The 18,094-nt window shown below is 57.3% G+C and carries 20 protein-coding genes and 1 pseudogene; 18 read left to right on the forward strand and 3 right to left on the reverse strand.

Translation table 11 applies throughout. The features are described from left to right. Positions 1-15: 15 nt before the first annotated feature. The 5 genes from moaC to GKO01_RS15965 all read left to right on the forward strand — a co-directional run bounded on the left by moaC (position 16) and on the right by GKO01_RS15965 (position 2,744). Entirely contained in the window at positions 16-498 is a 483-nt protein-coding gene (gene moaC, locus GKO01_RS10600) for a cyclic pyranopterin monophosphate synthase MoaC (protein WP_099287068.1), read from the forward strand. Further along, positions 495-1,334, forward strand: coding sequence for an NTP transferase domain-containing protein (locus tag GKO01_RS10605; protein ID WP_099287069.1), 840 nt, complete (start codon positions 495-497; stop codon positions 1,332-1,334). Before moaC ends, GKO01_RS10605 begins: the two co-directional genes overlap by 4 nt. After that, positions 1,331-1,825, forward strand: a complete 495-nt coding sequence (locus GKO01_RS10610; protein WP_099287070.1) for a molybdenum cofactor biosynthesis protein MoaE — start codon at positions 1,331-1,333, stop codon at positions 1,823-1,825. Before GKO01_RS10605 ends, GKO01_RS10610 begins: the two co-directional genes overlap by 4 nt. 113 nt (positions 1,826-1,938) lie before the next feature. Further along, complete coding sequence (locus GKO01_RS10615) at positions 1,939-2,529, forward strand: hypothetical protein (protein WP_099287071.1); 591 nt, start codon at positions 1,939-1,941, stop codon at positions 2,527-2,529. Positions 2,530-2,603: 74 nt separating this feature from the next. Next, complete coding sequence (locus tag GKO01_RS15965; protein ID WP_167383465.1) at positions 2,604-2,744, forward strand: hypothetical protein; 141 nt, start codon at positions 2,604-2,606, stop codon at positions 2,742-2,744. Positions 2,745-2,783: 39 nt separating this feature from the next. Here the strand turns inward: GKO01_RS15965 and GKO01_RS10625 are convergent, their stop codons facing one another. Further along, positions 2,784-3,923 (reverse strand): type III PLP-dependent enzyme, encoded by a 1,140-nt coding sequence (locus GKO01_RS10625; RefSeq protein ID WP_099287073.1) that lies wholly within the window; start codon positions 3,921-3,923, stop codon positions 2,784-2,786. Between the two features lie 382 nt (positions 3,924-4,305). On the opposite strand from GKO01_RS10625, the gene GKO01_RS10630 reads away from it, so the two are divergent. Then, positions 4,306-5,355: a YihY/virulence factor BrkB family protein gene (locus tag GKO01_RS10630; protein WP_244901419.1), complete on the forward strand. Its 1,050-nt coding sequence runs from the start codon at positions 4,306-4,308 to the stop codon at positions 5,353-5,355. Positions 5,356-5,377: 22 nt separating this feature from the next. Here the strand turns inward: GKO01_RS10630 and GKO01_RS10635 are convergent, their stop codons facing one another. Continuing rightward, positions 5,378-6,028 carry a septal ring lytic transglycosylase RlpA family protein gene (locus GKO01_RS10635; protein WP_099287074.1) on the reverse strand — a complete coding sequence of 217 codons (651 nt, stop codon included), beginning with the start codon at positions 6,026-6,028 and terminating at the stop codon, positions 5,378-5,380. A gap of 153 nt (positions 6,029-6,181) precedes the next feature. On the opposite strand from GKO01_RS10635, the gene aroQ reads away from it, so the two are divergent. Genes aroQ through GKO01_RS10655 form a run of 4 tightly spaced genes read left to right on the forward strand, consistent with a single transcriptional unit; the run spans position 6,182 to position 9,018 of the window. Further along, positions 6,182-6,631, forward strand: coding sequence for a type II 3-dehydroquinate dehydratase (gene aroQ, locus GKO01_RS10640; RefSeq protein ID WP_041112562.1), 450 nt, complete (start codon positions 6,182-6,184; stop codon positions 6,629-6,631). Beyond that, positions 6,628-7,083, forward strand: a complete 456-nt coding sequence (locus GKO01_RS10645) for an acetyl-CoA carboxylase biotin carboxyl carrier protein (RefSeq protein ID WP_099287076.1) — start codon at positions 6,628-6,630, stop codon at positions 7,081-7,083. The genes aroQ and GKO01_RS10645 overlap by 4 nt, the downstream gene beginning before the upstream one ends. Beyond that, positions 7,083-8,435 (forward strand): acetyl-CoA carboxylase biotin carboxylase subunit, encoded by a 1,353-nt coding sequence (gene accC, locus GKO01_RS10650; RefSeq protein WP_099287077.1) that lies wholly within the window; start codon positions 7,083-7,085, stop codon positions 8,433-8,435. Before GKO01_RS10645 ends, accC begins: the two co-directional genes overlap by 1 nt. Before the next feature lie 13 nt (positions 8,436-8,448). After that, complete coding sequence (locus GKO01_RS10655; protein ID WP_099287078.1) at positions 8,449-9,018, forward strand: NIPSNAP family protein; 570 nt, start codon at positions 8,449-8,451, stop codon at positions 9,016-9,018. Positions 9,019-9,100: 82 nt separating this feature from the next. On the opposite strand, the gene GKO01_RS10660 is transcribed toward GKO01_RS10655, so the two are convergent. Then, positions 9,101-9,784, reverse strand: coding sequence for a YfdX family protein (locus tag GKO01_RS10660; protein WP_099287079.1), 684 nt, complete (start codon positions 9,782-9,784; stop codon positions 9,101-9,103). A 413-nt stretch (positions 9,785-10,197) separates the two neighbouring features. Here GKO01_RS10660 and edd point away from each other — a divergent pair, with 413 nt between their 5' ends. From edd to GKO01_RS10705, 8 genes and pseudogenes are all read left to right on the forward strand, one after another. Then, positions 10,198-12,045: a phosphogluconate dehydratase gene (gene edd, locus GKO01_RS10665; RefSeq protein ID WP_099287080.1), complete on the forward strand. Its 1,848-nt coding sequence runs from the start codon at positions 10,198-10,200 to the stop codon at positions 12,043-12,045. A 12-nt stretch (positions 12,046-12,057) separates the two neighbouring features. After that, entirely contained in the window at positions 12,058-12,681 is a 624-nt protein-coding gene (gene eda, locus GKO01_RS10670; protein WP_099287081.1) for a bifunctional 4-hydroxy-2-oxoglutarate aldolase/2-dehydro-3-deoxy-phosphogluconate aldolase, read from the forward strand. A 109-nt stretch (positions 12,682-12,790) separates the two neighbouring features. Continuing rightward, positions 12,791-13,354 carry a metal-dependent hydrolase gene (locus GKO01_RS10675; RefSeq protein ID WP_099287082.1) on the forward strand — a complete coding sequence of 188 codons (564 nt, stop codon included), beginning with the start codon at positions 12,791-12,793 and terminating at the stop codon, positions 13,352-13,354. Continuing rightward, the gene (purH, locus tag GKO01_RS10680; RefSeq protein WP_099287083.1) at positions 13,351-14,928 is read left to right on the forward strand and encodes a bifunctional phosphoribosylaminoimidazolecarboxamide formyltransferase/IMP cyclohydrolase; all 1,578 of its coding nucleotides are present in this window, start codon (positions 13,351-13,353) and stop codon (positions 14,926-14,928) included. Before GKO01_RS10675 ends, purH begins: the two co-directional genes overlap by 4 nt. Beyond that, a complete protein-coding gene (locus GKO01_RS10685) occupies positions 14,925-15,275 on the forward strand; it encodes a hypothetical protein (protein WP_099287084.1) in 351 nt (116 codons plus the stop codon). Before purH ends, GKO01_RS10685 begins: the two co-directional genes overlap by 4 nt. 110 nt (positions 15,276-15,385) lie before the next feature. Further along, a complete protein-coding gene (locus tag GKO01_RS15790) occupies positions 15,386-16,684 on the forward strand; it encodes a flagellar hook-length control protein FliK (RefSeq protein ID WP_145994755.1) in 1,299 nt (432 codons plus the stop codon). 16 nt (positions 16,685-16,700) lie between these two features. Continuing rightward, positions 16,701-17,432 (forward strand): flagellar hook assembly protein FlgD, encoded by a 732-nt coding sequence (locus GKO01_RS10700; RefSeq protein ID WP_099287087.1) that lies wholly within the window; start codon positions 16,701-16,703, stop codon positions 17,430-17,432. Between the two features lie 175 nt (positions 17,433-17,607). Continuing rightward, positions 17,608-18,094 (forward strand): annotated as a pseudogene (locus tag GKO01_RS10705) (flagellar basal-body MS-ring/collar protein FliF); the annotation flags it as partial.

The following is an 18,094-nucleotide window of genomic DNA, read 5'->3' on the forward strand; positions in this document are numbered from 1 at the left end:
GGGAGATCGAACACGATGAAAACGCTCACCCATGTCAACGAGCACGGCGAAGATCCGCGCATGGTCGATATCAGCGGCAAGGACGTGACCGAGCGCAGCGCCCACGCGCAGGCCCGTCTGGTTTTCCCGTCCGACATGGCGCGGACGCTGTCTGACGCCGGATTCATGACGGCCAAGGGCGCAGTTCTGACCGTGGCGCAGATTGCAGGCGTGATGGGTGTGAAATCGACATCGCAGCTTATCCCGCTGTGTCATCCGTTAGCCCTCAGCGGCTGCCGGGTGGACATAACGATCGAGGGCGACGAGGCGGTGATCGACTGTCGCGTGTCGTGCAAGGGGCGGACAGGCGTGGAAATGGAAGCCCTGACCGGCGCGTCCGTAGCGGCACTCACGATCTACGACATGTGTAAGGCCATGTCCCACGACATGGTCATCCGCGAGGTCCGGCTGATGGGCAAGGCAGGCGGCAAGCGCGACTTCCAGAGGATCGAATCGTGAGGCCGCTTTATGGCCTGATCCTTGCGGGTGGGGCCAGCAAACGCATGGGGACGGACAAGGCCGCGCTTGCCTATCACGGCAAGCCGCAGCTTCAGGCGGCTTTCGATGTCCTGTCGCCTCTGGTAGAAAAATGTTTCGTCTCGGTGCGTCCGGACCAGACGGAAAATCCTCTTCGGGCCGATTTCCCCCAGATCGTCGATTCAGTAGAAATCGACGGCCCTGCGGCCGGCCTGCTGTCCGCGCATCTGGCTCATCGTGATGTCGCCTGGCTGGTTCTGGCCTGTGATCTGCCGATGCTGGATGGGGGTACGCTGGAGAATCTGATCGCAAAGCGGGAGGCTACAAACGTCGCAGTTGCCTATCGTAGCGAACATGACGGTCTGCCGGAGCCGCTTTGTGCTATCTGGGAGCCCGAGGCGCTCGATCGTCTGGAACAGCAGGTTTTGGATGGCCGGACCTGCCCGCGCAAGCTGCTGATCAACAGTCCGACCAAGCTGTTGGAGCCTTATGCCCGTGGCGCGCTCGACAATATCAACACGCCCGAGGAACGCGACGATGCGACCCGGCGTCTGGAACACCCGACAGGAGGGCCGATGATTCGCCTGAAACTGGAATATTTCGCACAGCTCCGGGAGTTGGCCGGAAGGCGCGAGCAGACGCTTGAGACTACATTCGCAACCGTCGGGCCGCTTTATGAGGAACTGCGTGCGACATACGCCTTTCCTTTCGACGCCTCGAAGCTCCGTGTGGCGATTAACGGCGATTTCGCACCCTGGACGCAGCCCTTGAAGGACGGAGACCACGTCGTGTTCATTCCGCCGGTGACGGGAGGATGAGCCGCTTTCGGATGGCGTCTGCGCCCGTGGATCTGAACCTGCTGCGTGAAGATCTGCATCTGGCCGAGGCGGGCGGGTTCTGCACCTTTGAAGGCTGGGTCCGTAACAGGAATGACGGCCGCCCCGTGGATGGTCTGGAATATGAATCCTACGAAGCGCTGGCGCAGCTTGAGGGCGAACGGATCGTTGCAGAAGCGTTGGAACGCTTCGAGATCAGCGAGGCCGTGGCCATGCACCGGACGGGTAGTCTGAAGGTCGGGGAGGTCGCCGTCTGGATCGGTGTTTCGGCCCCGCACCGTGATGCGGCGTTCCGGGCCTGCCGCTACATCATCGATGAGATCAAGCACCGTGTTCCTGTCTGGAAGAAGGAACATTATCTGGATGGGGATGCCGAATGGGTGGCGTGCCACCATTGCCAGACGGCGCCCCGTGCCTCCGAAACCGATGCTCATGACCACGATCATGGACAGTGTGGCCATCACCATCACTGAGTGAGCCTGACTGCGGAGCAGAAGCTTTCTGTTCCGCAGTGTCTTTTTGAGTTGTAATTGCAAATCATTCTCAATTAGGATGAATCCGGTCCTGCTGATTCGGAGTTATCCCCATGACACGGCTGTCGCTTTCCCTGTCCGATCTCTGCTGCTGTGAACGGCTGGCGCTGTGGAGTATCCGCTGCCTCATCAGCCATTACCGTTTGCCAAACTGCCCTGAGACAAAAACGACCGACGGCCTGTTCCCGGTCTGCTTCCGCCCGGCGCTCGATGCTGCGGAAGGGGCCTTTTCGGACGCCGTTCATCTTCTGAATGTTGCGGGACAGCCGGGGCTCGCGGTGAATGCGCCGGGCATGCAGTCCCTGACGGTGCTGGAGGAGCGTTTCCTGCGCGGGATCGTCGCGGCCCAGAATGAAGGCCAGCGTGACGTTTTCGTGCTGCTTGCGGAAGTCTTTCCGGATCGCTTCGTACAGGGCTGTCTTGCCACGGCCCTGACGCTCTTGGCGGATTGCCTCGCCGGAGCAGGGCATTGGCTCCCCAAGACATTGCTTAAAGATGAGACGACGATTTCAGGCGGCGGAGCATTGTCGTCGATTAGCCGCTGGCGATCGGTCAGCCCATCGCGGATGCGCGTTCTATGGCCACAGGATAGCGGCCCACTCCAGCGCGGTAGCGCGTCCGAAGCGAATAGGGTGATGCATTAATGATGTCGCTGGGCAGGCGTACTGCCCGGAATGGCGTTGAGTCACGCATTCCGGGCTTTGAGGAGCTGGAACATATGACGGTCTGTCTGTTGCTGCTGCTCGCGGGCGTGGTCGGCTTCTGCTGGCTGGCCTGCGTAAATCTTGAGATTTCCGCCGACGACCTCTTGTCCGCACTGGGGTACCAGTCCGGTCTGGAAGAGACGTTCAGAGGATAAACCCGTCTCCAGCCCACGGATGGGCCGGAGACGCCATTTTCAGATGTAATATTCGGTCAGCGGCGGAAAGCCGTTGAAACCGACGGAGCAGTACGTCGAGACATACGCGCCGGTAGCGAGAATCTCGACGCGATCGCCACATTCGAGCGAATCCGGCATCGGGATGCGGTTCTTCTCATACATGATGTCCACACCATCGCAGCTCGGACCGGCCACGACACATGGCGAACGGGTGCCGTCTTCTGAATCGCGGGAGGTGCGGAAGGTGTAACGGATGGCCTCGCCTTCCGTCTCCGCCAGTCCACCAAAACGACCGATATCGAGATAGACCCAGCGCGGATCGGTGACGGCACCGCCACGTCGGCTGACGAGAATGACCTCGCTTGACACGACACCTGACTGTCCGACCATGTAGCGGCCCGGCTCCAGCAGGATTTCCGGCGCACCATCCGGGAAATGCGTCTTGAGGGACGCATGGATCGTGTCTGCGAAATCCTGAACGGAAGGCACGTTCTCGCGGTAATGCGTCGGGAAGCCGCCACCCAGATTGAGCATCTGAAGGTCCACGCCCTGCGCGCGCAGATCATGATACAGGCCCGCCGCCTTGGCGATGGCGTGATCATAAGCCGCAACGCCGGTCTGCTGGCTGCCGACATGGAAGGACAGGCCATAAGGCTTCAGGCCGAGTTCGCGTGCGCGCAGCATGAGCGTGCGGGCATTGTTCAGCGTGGTGCCGAATTTGCGGGACAGCGGCCAGTCGGCACCTTCATTCTCGACCGCGAGGCGGCAGAAAACGCGTGCGCCGGGCGCATTCTGGCCGAGCTTTTCCAGCTCTTCGATGCTGTCGAACACGAACAGGCTGATGCCCAGATCATGTGCTTCACGGATCCATTCCGGCTTCTTCAGCGTGTTGCCGTAAGAGATCCGGTCCGGCGTTGCGCCGGCATCGAGGCACATGCGGATTTCCGCAATGGAGGCGGCATCGAAAGACGATCCCAGCCCGACGAGGCGCTCGAGGATGGCCGGGGCCGGATTGGCCTTGATGGCGTAATAGATTTTCGCTTCCCCGAGCGCATCGTGCAGGGCACGATAATGCGCGCCCACGACGTCGAGATCGACGACGAGGCAAGGGGTTGCCGGCTTCTGCTCGGCAAGGAAGCGTGAGATTTTGGGAGTCATGACACTCAATTCCCAGAACCGGACTCGTCAGGGAACGATATCGCCCTGCGAGTGTGTTGCGAAACGGTCGAACGGACCGGCGAATAGCGGGAATCCGTAACGGGTGGATTCCTGAAGGCCAGAACGCTTGACGTCGTTGCGTAACCTCGAGTGGGCCAGTGGCACGTGCGTTGCTGCGTGAGGCGGGCATATGGGACCAAATGCCCCGTCGTGCAACTGCTAATTTTGCATTGTGATGCTTTTGCCAATATTGGTGAGCTGAATCAGGGCGAATTCGGAACGCTGAAGGCATCTTCCGCGTAGGTACATGCTCATGTCGTTCGATCCGGACTGTCATGAGCGCGACCGCTGCCCCAACAGGACACTGCCGAGGAAACCCTGCGTGAGTTTGACATCCGAATCTGCGACCCTTTCCGGCTCCCGGGTCATGCCGGAACAAGCCGTATCTTCGGAGTCGGGACAACCACCTGCTGCTACGGATGCCGCTGATCCGAATGTGGTATCATCCCAGAACAGACTTCATCATGCTGCTTGGCGGGTTGTCGCCAAGCATCTCTTCGCCGAAGTCGGCTCCAGTCAGACTTCGCTTTCTGCGGCGGGATGTGCGTTTTACGCCACGCTGTCGCTTTTTCCGGCCATCTCCAGCCTGATTTCCCTTTATGGTCTGGCCTTTGATCTTCAGTCGGTCGAACCTCAGCTCGAAGTGCTGAGGCATCTCCTGCCGCCATCGGCATATGCCCTGATCGGTGACCGGATTCACGAACTGATTTCCCAGCCTCACTCGTCGCTGACAATCGGGCTGATCTTCTCGCTGGCGGTGGCCCTATGGTCCGCTTCGGCCAGTACGAAGTCGATTCTCTCCGCGTTGAATATGGCTTATAATGCGCAGGAAACGCGGAGTTTTCTGAAGTTTCAGGCTGTCGCGCTGTCAACCACGCTCACGGCTATCGTGGGCGCTGCACTCACTCTGGCGCTCATGGTGGCGGCCCCCGCACTCGTGGATTACCTGCCGCGCCACGTCAGTTTCCTCAGTGATCCGCCATTCCCGGTGAATTTTCTGCTGTCTTACGGCGCTCCAATGATCGTGCATACGCTTGCACCGGTTCTGATGCTGCTGTTCGTCTTTATTGCTGTGACGCTGCTGTACCGCTTTGCGCCGTGCCGCGTGCATACAGAATGGCGCTGGATCTTTCCGGGCTCGATCCTCGCGACGATCCTGTGGGTCGCAACGTCTCTGGGCTTCTCATGGTATGTCGCGCATTTCGCCAGCTATGGCGCGACATATGGACCCCTCGGCGCTGTCGCAGCAATCATGATGTGGCTTTTTGTGAGCGCTTATGTCGTGCTGTTCGGAGCAGAGCTGAATGCGAGCCTTGAGGCACGGGCCGGTAAAAGTCAGGCTGTGCCCCCGGAAGAAACAAGTCTGGCCTGAAGATCAGGCCAGAGGTTCAGCGTCAGTGCTGATGATGCGAGATACGCTGTGATGCCCTGCCTCGCGGAGAGGCAGGGGCTGTATTGGTGCCTGAGGCTTCAATCGCCTGTGCGCTGGTATCTGACGGATCGGCTTCCGCCACTTCAGGTTCGGAGGAAGACTGCGCGGACGGCTGCACTTCCGTCATTTTCGCGATCGTGACATGCGCTGTTCCTGCGCCCAGCATTCCGATTTTCGCTGCGGCGGCATGGGACAGATCGATGATGCGGCTGTTGAAGGGGCCACGGTCATTGACCGTTACCACGACCGACCGTCCCGTATCCTGTGACGTCACGAGCAGCTTCGTCCCGATGGGGAGGGACGGGTGTGCGGCGGTCAGATCATTGGTGTTGAATGTCGCGCCGCTTGCGGTGCGCCGTCCGTGGAAATGCCGTCCGTACCAGCTTGCCATGCCATGCTGGGACCACGCATGAGCGGCCTGATGGGCCCGGTTGGAGAGTGCGACCCGAACGGAGTCTGCCCAGCTTGTTCTCGGTGTTCCATCGATGGCGGACTCGTCACTCGCATGAGCAGTGTGATGACCGGCCAGACCTGCAAGCGCTACGGCGAATGTCATGCTGCGCAGGGGGATGAAGCCTAGGGGATTGCGAAGGGCAGACAGGTTAAAGCGCACTATATCAGGTTCTTCTCCAGTGGACGGGACGGGCTCAGATTGTACCTGATAGCACAAAAATGCGGCCCTGTCGCCTTTTGGACACCCTGAAGACGGCAGCAATAGGGCAATGACGCTTTCATGACAGCTTCGAAAGTGCTATCGCGCGCCCAGATGAAACGCCCTCTGATTACCGTTCTCAACGGTCCGAATCTCAATATGCTGGGTCTTCGCCAGCCCGGAATCTACGGTCACGCCACGCTCGACGATGTCGAACAGGTGTGCATTCAGGCTGCCGAACGGCTTGATGTTGCCATTGATTTCCGCCAGACGAACGGAGAGGGTGAACTTGTGTCCTGGGTTCAGGAATGTCGCGGCCGTGCAGACGGAATCGTGATCAATCCCGCAGCTTACGGACACACCTCGATTGCCCTGCTCGATGCGCTTCTGGCGGTCGAGCTGCCGGTGGTTGAGGTTCATATTTCCAATATTCATCGCAGGGAGCCGTTCCGTCATCACACCTACGTCTCGCAGGCCGCCATCGGCGTGATCTGTGGCCTCGGCGTCAGGGGATATGCGCATGCGCTTCAGGCAATAACCGACATGATCGAAGACGAAGGATGAGCCGTATGCTCGTGGACAAGGATGCCATCCGGGCATTGGCCGATATTCTGACACAGACCGGCCTGACCGAAATCGAGATTTCCGAAGCGGACAGCCGTATCCGCGTGGCGCGCAACGTGAACGTAGTTCAGGCTGCTGCTCCGGTGCAGGCCGCTGCGGCACCCGCGGCCCCGGCTGTCGCCGCCGCTGTTGCGGCTCCGGCTGATCCGGCCAAGCACCCGGGTATGGTGCCGAGCCCGATGGTGGGCGTTGCCTATCTGACGCCCGATCCGTCCTCTCCGCCGTTCGCTGTCGAAGGCCAGACGGTGACTGCGGGTCAGACGATCATGCTCATCGAAGCCATGAAGACCTTCAACCAGATCAAGGCCCCCCGCGCCGGCACGCTGACGAAGTTCCTTGTCGAATCCGGTCAGCCGGTCGAGTTCGGCGAAGCACTGGCGATCATCGAGTAATGATTTCCAAGGTCCTCATTGCCAATCGGGGTGAGATCGCGCTGCGGATCCAGCGCGCCTGCCGCGAGATGGGCATCAAAACCGTTGCCGTGCATTCGACGGCAGACGCCGATGCGATGCATGTGCGCCTTGCGGACGAAGCCGTCTGCATCGGTCCGCCGAGCGCGCGCGATTCCTATCTGAATGTTGCCGCCATCCTTTCGGCTGCGATGATCACGGGAGCAGACGCCATTCATCCCGGTTATGGCTTCCTGTCGGAAAATGCCGAGTTTGCCGAGACCGTGGAAGAACACGGCCTCGCGTTCATTGGTCCGACCGCCGAGCATATCCGCACGATGGGCGACAAGATCGCTGCCAAGACGACCATGCGCGCGCTCGGCGTGCCGCTGGTGCCGGGGTCCGATGGCGGTTTGGCCGACTTGCAGGCCGCACGTGAAGTTGCGGACAAGGTCGGCTATCCGGTCCTCATCAAGGCTGCTGCCGGTGGTGGCGGGCGTGGGATGAAGGTCGCGATGACGGCGGACGACATCGAGGAAGCCTGGTCGGTCGCCCGTGCCGAAGCCCGTGCAGCTTTCGGCAATGACGAGGTCTATCTCGAGAAGTATCTCAACCGTCCGCGTCATATCGAGCTTCAGATCCTTGGTGACGCGCATGGTAATGTCGTGCATTTCGGTGAGCGTGACTGTTCGCTCCAGCGCCGTCATCAGAAGCTGCTGGAAGAAGCCGGTTCACCGGCTCTGACGGACGCCGAACGTGAGGAAATTGGCCGCACCGCGACCGAGGCTCTTTCGCGCATGGGCTACCGCAATGCGGGCACGCTGGAGTTCCTGTATCAGGACGGTCAGTTCTGCTTCATCGAGATGAATACGCGTCTTCAGGTCGAGCACCCGGTGACGGAGATGGTCTGCAACGTGGATCTCGTGCGCGAGCAGATCCGGATCGCCTCTGGTGAATCGCTTGGATACACGCAGTCGGACATCAAGATGTCCGGTCATGCGATCGAGTGCCGCATCAATGCGGAAGACCCGGAGACCTTCATGCCGAGCCCCGGCACGATCAAGGTGTTTCATGCTCCGGGTGGGTTGGGTGTGCGGATGGACAGCGCGATTTACGCTGGCTATCGCATCCCGCCTTACTACGACAGCATGATCGCCAAGCTGATCGTGCATGCCCCCACGCGCGCCGAAGCCATTGCCCGCATGCAGCGTGCTCTGGATGAATGTGTGGTGGATGGCGTGAAGACGGTCATTCCGCTCCATCAGAAAATTCTGGCTGATTCTTCTTTCCAGAAAGGGGATTACACCATCCACTGGCTGGAAAATTTCGTCGCTGCCCAGCAGGCAGGAAAGTAAACCGGAGTCTTCCATGAGTTACGCGGAAACCATTATCCTTGATGTCCGGATCGGGCAGGTCCCTGTGGTGGTTTCTGCGCTCACGGGGCGTGACGGACTTGGCGTCTGGGTGAGCGAGATCGGTGTGCTCAACCGGGTTGTCCTGTTCCGGACCGCCGACACCTATGCCGGTCTTCTGGACGGGCGACCCGAGCTTCTGGCTGCGATCCCTAAAGACGCTATTCAGAGCGTTGATGTCACAAGCTGGCGCATCATTTCGCCCCTGCTTCCTGCCGGGGCGCACGGTGGCGTTTATGAATGGCGCTGTTATGAGCTGAAGCTGGGGCAGGTGGGGGATGTGGAGGAAGCCTTCGCGGCATCCCTTCCGCCACGGCTGGAGTTTTCTGGGCTGGTCTGCGGGATGATTTCTCTCGAAGGCACGCCACGACTGGCCCATATCTGGCCCTACGCAGACATGAATGCGCGTATGGAGATCAGAGCGCAGGCCGTAGCGAGCGGAATCTGGCCGCCTAAAGTCGCAAGCCATCTGAACATTATGGAAAATGCGATTCTGCTTCCGGCCAAAGATTCCGCTTGGCGCTAGGCAGCCCGAACAACATAAAAAAAGCGGTGAGGCTAGAGCCTGCACCGCTTTTTTTTATGCCTTAGGCTTGTGCTTCGAAAAATTACTTCTTGGCGGCAGCCGGAGCAGCAGGGGCCAGTGTTTCGATTGTGCTTTCAGAAACAAAAACCACCGAGTTCAACGCTTGTGTCAGGGCAGCAACAGCCTCCTGCGGATTGTGTCCTTCGGTGAAAACGGTTGCCCGATAAACCGCACCCTGCACCGGTGTGAGCGGAGCCAGCGCCATAATGAAATCTGCATCGGCCCCGACGACCTGCATGGTCTGGGCGGCCTGATCCGTATTGCCAGACTTCAACTGAGCGTTGGCGGAAACCACCGCAGCTTTCTTTTCAGGAGCCAGCGTTTCGCTCACGACGAACTCACCGCCGACCGGAAGCCAGTCCGTCTGTCCGACGACAGGCTGGTGATTGGCGTTGACGGGGGATTGCTGAGCAGGGTGGAGATCGTTTTCGGCAGCCTGAAACTTTTTGTCAGCCTTTTGCGCGGCGGCAAGACGCTTCTGGGCATCATAAAGTGCCGGAATAGCGGCCTCGGTCTTGCCGGTCGTCTGGAGGATGTCACGAGCTTTCAGAATATCCTGAAAAGCGCGCTGTCCGTCGGCGGAAAGATGATGGAAAGCGCGGTGAGCCTTGAATTTTTCCCAATGAGTATGAAGTGAATCTGCACTTGCAAAGGGCGTCGCGCAAAGGATGGAGGAAATGGCAGCGAGGGCGGGAATGAATTTCATGATATCGTCTCCGTAAATATTTGGTTCTGACCTTTATCGGTATTTCATAAAAATAGTTCAGACACATTACAGATCGTTTAATAATTTTTGATTCATTTGGATATTTTTCAGGATTTACTCCGATGGGGTGGGGAAGCTTCTTATGGAAGGTTACGGGGTTTTCGGGAATTGTGACTAACAGATGCAATTATTTTTATTGCTCTCTAGATGTTATTTTTGGAACTTATCGACGCCATGAAATGATTTTTTGAAATAAAAATGAGAATATTGGGGTTTTCATTTGGGGAATGGCTTGCCCTAAAGGAGGGCTTTCCGTATGAACGGGGCCTCAATCACGATACCGTGCCTTGCACCGTAAAGTCGGCCTTTCCGGAGCGCATTGCAGGCACCAGCCGAGTAGCGAGTATTTCCAGATGTCTCTGAATTCCGTCGTCGAGAGTGTGACTGCCCGTATCATCGAGCGTTCGAAAATCTCCCGGCGCCGGTATCTCGCTCTGATGGAGCGCAACCGGGCCAAAGGTGTGCTCCGGCCCAGACTCGCCTGCGGAAATCTGGCTCATGCGATCGCGGCCTCCAGCCCGGACAAGCCGGAACTGATGCGTCCCACCGGGACCAATATCGGCATCATCACGACCTATAACGACATGCTCTCGGCGCATCAGCCTTATGGTCGTTACCCTGAGCAGATCAAGCTGTTTGCCCGTGAAGTCGGGGCGACGGCGCAGGTAGCGGGCGGTGCGCCGGCCATGTGTGATGGTGTGACGCAGGGGCAGGAGGGGATGGAATTGTCCCTTTTCTCCCGCGACGTGATCGCCATGTCCACGGCGGTCGGGCTGAGCCACGGCATGTTCGAAAGCGTGGCGCTGCTCGGGATCTGCGACAAGATCGTGCCTGGGCTTCTGATGGGCGCCCTGCGTTTTGGGCACCTGCCGACCATGCTGATCCCGGCCGGTCCGATGCCGTCCGGCCTTCCGAACAAGGAAAAGCAGCGCATCCGCCAGCTCTATGTTCAGGGCAAGGTCGGACAGGCCGAACTGATGGAAGCGGAAAACGCCTCCTATCACAGCGCCGGAACCTGCACGTTCTATGGAACCGCCAATACGAACCAGATGATGGTCGAAATCATGGGATTGATGATGCCGGATTCGGCATTCATCAATCCCAATACGAAGCTGCGTCAGGCCATGACGCGCTCGGGAATCCATCGTCTGGCAGAGATCGGCCTGAACGGGGAGGATGCGCGCCCCCTCGCCCAGTGTGTGGATGAAAAAGCGATCGTGAACGCTGCCGTTGGACTGCTGGCAACGGGTGGTTCGACCAATCACGCCATCCATCTTCCCGCCATCGCCCGCGCTGCAGGCATTCTGATCGATTGGGAAGACATCAGCCGCTTGTCTTCCGCTGTTCCGCTGGTTACTCGCGTCTATCCCAGCGGTTCTGAGGATGTGAACGCATTCAATCGCGTGGGCGGGATGCCGACGGTCATCGCCGAACTGTCGCGCGCCGGGATGCTGCATCAGGATATCCTAACGGTCTCGCGCGGCGGCTTCTCCGACTATGCGCGTCGTGCTTCGCTTGAAGGGGACGACCTCGTTTACAGTCCCGCAAAGCCCTCCACCGACACCGACATCCTGCGTGATGTGGCAACGCCCTTCCGCCCGGATGGTGGTATGCGCCTGATGACAGGCAATCTGGGACGCGCGATCTACAAGAGCAGCGCCATTGCTTCCGAGCATCTGACGGTTGAAGCTCCGGCAAGAGTTTTCAATGATCAGCACGACGTCATCACGGCCTATCAGAACGGTGAACTTGAACGTGACGTTGTCGTAGTGGTCCGTTTTCAGGGGCCGGAAGCCAACGGTATGCCGGAACTACACAAGCTGACCCCGACACTTGGCGTGCTGCAGGACCGCGGCTTCAAGGTCGCGCTTCTGACGGATGGTCGTATGTCGGGCGCCAGCGGCAAGGTGCCGGCAGCCATTCATGTCGGCCCTGAAGCGCAGGTCGGTGGTCCGATCGCCCGCGTTCAGGACGGTGACATGATCCGCGTCTGCGCCGTGAGCGGCCAGATCGAGGTATTGGTTGACGCTGCCGAATGGGACAGCCGCACGCCGGTCGCCCCGCCGCTCCCGGCATTGGGAACGGGCCGGGAGCTGTTCGCGCTGCTGCGTTCGGTGCATGATCCGGCCGAAGCGGGCGGGTCCGCGATGTTGGCCCAGATGGATCGCGTGATCGAAGCCGTCGGCGACGATATTCACTAAGGAAGATTTCTCATGATCGATACTGCCAAACTTGATGCCGTCATGAGCCGCTGTCCGGTCATGCCGGTGCTGGTGGTCAATGATGTGGCGCAGGCCCGTCCGATGGCCGAGGCTCTGGTGGCGGGTGGCCTGTCCACGCTGGAAGTCACGCTGCGGACGCCCTGTGCGCTCGAAGTCATCGAAGAAATGTCTAAGGTGCCGGGTGCGCTCGTCGGTGCGGGCACCGTTCTGAACCCGTCCGATATGGACCGTGCCGTGAAAGCGGGCGCGCGCTTCATCGTTAGCCCCGGCCTGACCGAGGCGCTCGTCAAGGCTTCCGTCGAGCACGATGTTCCGTTCCTGCCGGGTGTCGCCAATGCGGGTGACATCATGCGCGGTCTCGATCTGGGTCTGTCGCGCTTCAAGTTCTTCCCGGCTGTAACGAATGGTGGCATTCCCGCGCTGAAGAGCCTTGCCAGTGTTTTCGGCAGCAACGTCCGTTTCTGCCCGACGGGTGGCATTACTGAAGAAAGCGCCCCGGATTGGCTGGCCCTTCCGACCGTTTCGTGTGTCGGTGGCTCCTGGGTGACGGCGGGCGCGTTCGATGCGGACAAGGTCCGTCAGCGCGCAACGGCCGCAGCCCTCCTAAAGGTCTGAACGCGCGCCAATAAACGGTTCACGGGAAACCGCATCATGCGGCGACCTCCCGTGAACGTTTTATGAACAAATGGTTTGCGGGAGAGGCTGAACCAGATCATAAGGGCGCGTGACTGGACGTTCCCATTTATTGATCGGCGGCTTTGCCGTGTTGTGTGCCATGCGCTGGCATGTGCTTTCTCCTGAACCACTCTCTGTCTGTACAGGTCTGCTGGGCAGTCTTCTGCCTGATGTCGATACCGAGCGCTCCATGCTCGGGAGTCGGGTGAAGATCCTTTCCCGCTTTCTGGCAAAAGCCTTTGGTCATCGTGGTCTGACGCATTCGGGCCTGATGCTGCTCGTGGCCGCGGCCGTTCTGAACGGCCTTCTGGGCTCTGAGAGTCTTCGCGGACCATGGGGTGCTCTGCTGTTGGGAGCCGCGACGCATATTGCTGCCGACCTTCCGACAGGAGGGTGCCAGGTCTTCGCCCCCCTTAGCCGTTCGCGACTTTCGCTCTGGCCGTATGTCCGGACTGGCGGCATCGGGGAAATCATGCTTCTTGTGCCCATCCTCTGCCTTCTGGGTTGGGCAGGATTTTTCGGTAATGGCCCCGTTCCGGCTCATCATCTCCCCTCTGCGCATCACTCGCGGTTGCGCGGACATGTTTTGAAGGATATTTCATTCTCATCATGACACAGACCCGACTCTCCGTCCGCCGTGCCCTTCTCTCCGTTTCTGATAAAACGGGACTGATCGAACTGGGGCGTGCGCTCGCTGCCCACGGTGCGGAACTGCTTTCGACCGGGGGGTCCGCCAAGGCTCTTCGTGAAGCCGGTCTGACCGTCAAGGATGTCTCGGACCATACCGGCTTTCCGGAAATTCTGGACGGGCGGGTCAAGACTCTTGTTCCGCAGGTCCATGGCGGTATTCTCGGTCGCCGCGATCTGGCCGATCATGTTGCGCAGATGGCGAAGCATGACATTGCTCCGATCGATCTGGTCTGTGTGAATCTCTACCCGTTTGCTGCCACCGTTGCATCCGGTGCCGGTGACGAAGACTGCATCGAGAATATTGATATCGGTGGTCCCGCCATGATCCGTGCGGCTGCCAAGAATTTTGATCACGTCGCAATCCTGACGGATCCGCAGCAGTATGCGGCGGTTATCGCATCGCTGGAGCAGGGCGGTACGGTGCTGGTCGAACGGCGCAGCTACGCGGCCTCCGCCTACGCCCATACGGCGGCCTATGACAGCATGATCTCCCGTTGGTTTGCCAAACAGGCTGGCGAAATTCTGCCTCCTGTCCTGACTCTGAGCGGGACACGGGACGATCTGCTACGTTACGGCGAAAACCCGCATCAGAAGGCGGCCTTTTATCGTGACGGCAGCCGGCGCCCCGGCGTGGCGAGCGCACGACAGCTTCAGGGCAAGGCGCTGAGCTACAACAACATCAACGACACGGATGCGGCGTTCGAAGCTGTCGCCGAGTTTGACGAACCAACTGTGGTCATCGTCAAACATGCCAATCCATGCGGCGTGGCCTCTGCCGTAACGCTAGAGCAGGCCTGGATTGCGGCTCTGCGCTGCGACCCCGTCTCGGCTTTCGGCGGTATCGTCGCCCTCAACCGGACGCTGGATGGCGCAACGGCCCAGAGAATCAGCAAGATCTTCACGGAAGTGATTGTGGCTCCCGATGCCGACGCTGATGCCGTCGAGGTCCTTGCAAAGAAAAAGAACCTGCGTCTGCTGCTCACGCAGGGTGTGCCCGATCCGACGGCCGAGGGATTGTCGTTTCGCTCAGTCGCAGGTGGTTTTCTGGCCCAGAGCCGTGATGCAGGCCGGGTGACGCAATCCGATCTCAAGGTCGTCACCAAGCGTGCGCCGACGGATCAGGAAATGAAGGATCTGCTGTTCGCGTTCCGCGTCGCAAAGCATGTGAAATCAAACGCCGTCATTTACGTCCGCAACGGCGCTACGGTCGGCATTGGCGCCGGGCAGATGTCACGTGTAGACAGCGCGCGCATTGCCGCGCGAAAGAGCGAAGATGCGGCAAAGGAAGCCGGAGAGCATGCTCCGCTGACAATCGGATCGGTTGCGGCGTCGGATGCGTTCTTCCCCTTCGCAGATGGTCTTGAGAGCGTCGTTGCGGCGGGTGCCGTGGCTGTCATTCAGCCGGGTGGCTCCATTCGCGATCAGGAGGTGATCGATGCGGCAGACGCAGCCGGGATCGCCATGGTATTCACCGGCATGAGGCATTTCAGACATTGAAAAAGCTCGCTTGCGCCAGCCTGGTTCTGGCTCTGTCCCTTTCTGCAGCGGAAGCTGCCCCCTGTGTCTATGACATGACGCCACTTCCGGTGACCAAGGGGACTGTCGCCAACATCACGCCCACCGGTGTGCAACTCAGCGATGGTACGGCTGTCATCCTGCCCGCAGAGTTTCTGGCACATATTCACCTGAACCAGAAACTGGCCGTTAGAGGACTGATCGCAACGGCAACGCATACCGTGCAGGCTCTGGCCCTCGATGGTAATCCCCCCATCTGCCCAAGCACGCCGGCGATCCCAAAAGGAGCCTTTCCAGGCTCGCCAGGGTACGACACGATCCATCCCTGATCGCCCACGTTTGGATGTAGTGTCAGGCAGTCGTTAAACGCTTTCTTTACGCTTCTTGTGCAATGATTTTCCGGATTTACCGATGCTGGCGGATCCGGAGGCACAAGTTCTTGTCACATGTCACGACATCCGCAGTTATAACGACCACTGGCCTCGGGCGCGTTGACGTTGCTCCTGAGGCACAGCTGGCGTCCAACGAGCGATTTCACGAGTTTCTGGAAAGCTATGTGCATCCGGAAACCCCCAAACATTCTGAAGCAAACCAGAAAACCTCGCCCGTTAAATCGCAGACGACATCAGTAGAACCTCGCGCCTCAGAACGTCCGACCCAAAAGTCATCCGCGCCAACAGTGTCGTTTCCGAATTCCACTGCGAGACAAAGCGTAGTTTCTCATGTGGAAGAGCATACTTCTCTCTCCAGGCCGGTGGTTGCTTCTAAGAACGAATCCCTTCCTGTCGCTGCACAAAAGACTGTTCCTGATGCCAGTAGAGGGCAAGCATCGGACAGTCTTCGTCAGAAAAGAGCGATTCAGCCGCTGACACAGAACGTCGGTGATAAATCTTTAAGAGATGGGAATAAAACTCAGTATCAACATGTGCAATTAGAAATGGAGGAAGATAATCCCGTCGGAAGAAATCAGGAACATTCACTTTTGCGGGAAACAAATTCTACGGTTGTTCCTGAAACTGATTCGGGAGCAGGAAATATTATTGATGAATCGTCAATAAAGAATAATTCTACTAAATTTTCTAATAATTCATTGTCTGAAAATAATAATAAAAAAAATACATCACTCTCTAGTGTAGAGAGTGATTTTAAATCGAACGAAATTTCCGTATCGGAAAATATTTCTGATATTAATTCAGAGTCTGTTTCTTTAGAAAAAACACTGCCGGAATCTTTGGAGGAAACATCTTCCGAAATGCGGGCAGAAAACAAAACTACCCCATCTGATGATGAAGAAAATTTGTCCCAACATGCCGATCAGCATACCTTGCTTTATCAGCAGAAAACTAATGGCAATACGACAACTCATATTGAAATGAACGTCGGGACAAGTGAAAAAATACATGTAAAAATTGATGGATCTAACAGCAAAGAGCATCGGATTTATATTAATACTGATAATCCAGAGATCTATCAGTCTCTTAAAGACGACCAGACCACACTGATTGCAGCTTTGTCTGATAATTCAGCTCTTGTTGCCGGGGCGCAATCCGTAGCGAAAGCAGATATTCAAATCAGCCTTTTGCTACCAGCCTCTACCGACATGTCGTTTCGTGACGAACGGCAAGAAGGTAGTAATAGTAATCGCTCACTAATTTCCTCACGCGCCAGCGTATCTGAGGTTTCAACTTCCGCTACTGAACGCAGGTTCTTGCGTGGCGTCGTTGATCTTACCGTCTAAAAATAGGATTGAAACTATGGTTTCTTCAGTTGGCACAATAAACAGCACTTCTCTTTTAAATCAGGCAATAAGTGCAGCAAAAAGTAATGCGGCAACGAATGCCGCTGCTGCATCTAGCTCAACAACAAGCAGTTCCAGCAGTTCTTCCCTGTCTTCACTAGGGGGAAATTTTAATCAGTTCTTGACGCTGCTTACGACCCAACTGCAGCATCAGGACCCCAGTAACCCAACCAGCACTGACTCGTTTACTGCTGAACTGGCCCAGTTTGCCGGTGTTCAACAGCAGGTACAAACCAACACAAACCTGACGAGCCTGATTTCAGCAACGCAGGATAATCAGATGGCCTCGGCTGTCAGTCTGATCGGGAAAACAACTACGGCAAGCACTTCTAGTCTGCCATTGCAAAGCGGCTCCGCCTCTTTGTCATTTACAGCCCCTCAAGCTGGGGATGTTGCGATCGCTATAACGGATAGTAAGGGAAATGTAGTTAAATCGGAGACAATCGACGCTTCCGTTGGCACAAATACTTGGACATGGGACGGTAAAAACAACGCTGGTACACAACTTAGCAACGGAGCCTATATGGTGGCGGTCGAGGGAAGCTCCACTGATGGCACCAGTGTCTCTCTTCCAACTACGGTGACAGGAACTGTTACAGGTGTTTCCAAGGGAAGTTCGGGAGTAAATATTGATATGGGTGATGCAATTATTGATATAAGCGACCTAACTGGCTTTTCAAGCACGTAATTCCAAGAGCTGATGAAGGCGTTTGTTAGTCATGCATTAACCTTTTTGTTCCACAATGGAGTCTATTGGAAGTGCAATTTTAGGAATAGGCGCGTATGAGGGCGAGAAGGGGAGGTGTTTCTGACGGAGATCGGAATGGTTACGATTCTCTGAGAAGCTGGAAAGAGAGCAACCAGTGAAAGCTCTTCTGGAAAATCTCAAACAACTCGGTCTCCCACGTCTTGCCGCTCTAGGTGGCGTCGGCGTCTCAATGCTTGTCTTATTAGGAGTTTTGGTCCTGCATGGAGTCAATGCCACGAATGGTCTTTTGTATCGTGATTTGGAACCCCATGAAGCTGGTGAAATTATAGACCAACTCTCAAAAGCTCATATCAAATATCGTCTTCAGGACCAGGGTAGTACCATCATGGTTTCTGATGATGACGTTGCTCGTGCCAGATTACTTCTGGCCAAAGATGGACTTCCGTCTGGAGGATCAGTCGGATACGAAATTTTTGATAAGGGCAATAGCTTTACATCAACTCAATTCGAACAAACTATTAATGAAACCAGAGCTCTTGAAGGGGAATTAGAGAGATCTATCCGCCTTATTCACGGAGTGCAAAATGCTAGAGTTCATCTTGTACTCCGTCACAGAGAGCTTTTTTCGACAAATGAACAAA

Origin of the sequence: Gluconobacter kondonii, from assembly GCF_002723995.1 — a bacterium.
GTDB classification, from domain to species: Bacteria; Pseudomonadota; Alphaproteobacteria; order Acetobacterales; family Acetobacteraceae; genus Gluconobacter; species Gluconobacter kondonii.

What these genes read in the sequence shown, in the direction of transcription:
- GKO01_RS10645 (WP_099287076.1), top strand. Translation starts at nt 6,628, where the DNA reads ATGAGCCGTATGCTCGTGGACAAGGATGCCATCCGGGCATTGGCCGAT.
- aroQ (WP_041112562.1), top strand. Translation starts at nt 6,182, where the DNA reads ATGAAACGCCCTCTGATTACCGTTCTCAACGGTCCGAATCTCAATATG.
- accC (WP_099287077.1), top strand. Translation starts at nt 7,083, where the DNA reads ATGATTTCCAAGGTCCTCATTGCCAATCGGGGTGAGATCGCGCTGCGG.
- GKO01_RS10610 (WP_099287070.1), top strand. Translation starts at nt 1,331, where the DNA reads ATGAGCCGCTTTCGGATGGCGTCTGCGCCCGTGGATCTGAACCTGCTG.
- GKO01_RS10660 (WP_099287079.1), bottom strand. Translation starts at nt 9,784, where the DNA reads ATGAAATTCATTCCCGCCCTCGCTGCCATTTCCTCCATCCTTTGCGCG.
- GKO01_RS10700 (WP_099287087.1), top strand. Translation starts at nt 16,701, where the DNA reads ATGGTTTCTTCAGTTGGCACAATAAACAGCACTTCTCTTTTAAATCAG.
- eda (WP_099287081.1), top strand. Translation starts at nt 12,058, where the DNA reads ATGATCGATACTGCCAAACTTGATGCCGTCATGAGCCGCTGTCCGGTC.
- moaC (WP_099287068.1), top strand. Translation starts at nt 16, where the DNA reads ATGAAAACGCTCACCCATGTCAACGAGCACGGCGAAGATCCGCGCATG.
- edd (WP_099287080.1), top strand. Translation starts at nt 10,198, where the DNA reads ATGTCTCTGAATTCCGTCGTCGAGAGTGTGACTGCCCGTATCATCGAG.
- GKO01_RS10615 (WP_099287071.1), top strand. Translation starts at nt 1,939, where the DNA reads ATGACACGGCTGTCGCTTTCCCTGTCCGATCTCTGCTGCTGTGAACGG.
- GKO01_RS10655 (WP_099287078.1), top strand. Translation starts at nt 8,449, where the DNA reads ATGAGTTACGCGGAAACCATTATCCTTGATGTCCGGATCGGGCAGGTC.
- GKO01_RS10625 (WP_099287073.1), bottom strand. Translation starts at nt 3,923, where the DNA reads ATGACTCCCAAAATCTCACGCTTCCTTGCCGAGCAGAAGCCGGCAACC.
- GKO01_RS15965 (WP_167383465.1), top strand. Translation starts at nt 2,604, where the DNA reads ATGACGGTCTGTCTGTTGCTGCTGCTCGCGGGCGTGGTCGGCTTCTGC.
- purH (WP_099287083.1), top strand. Translation starts at nt 13,351, where the DNA reads ATGACACAGACCCGACTCTCCGTCCGCCGTGCCCTTCTCTCCGTTTCT.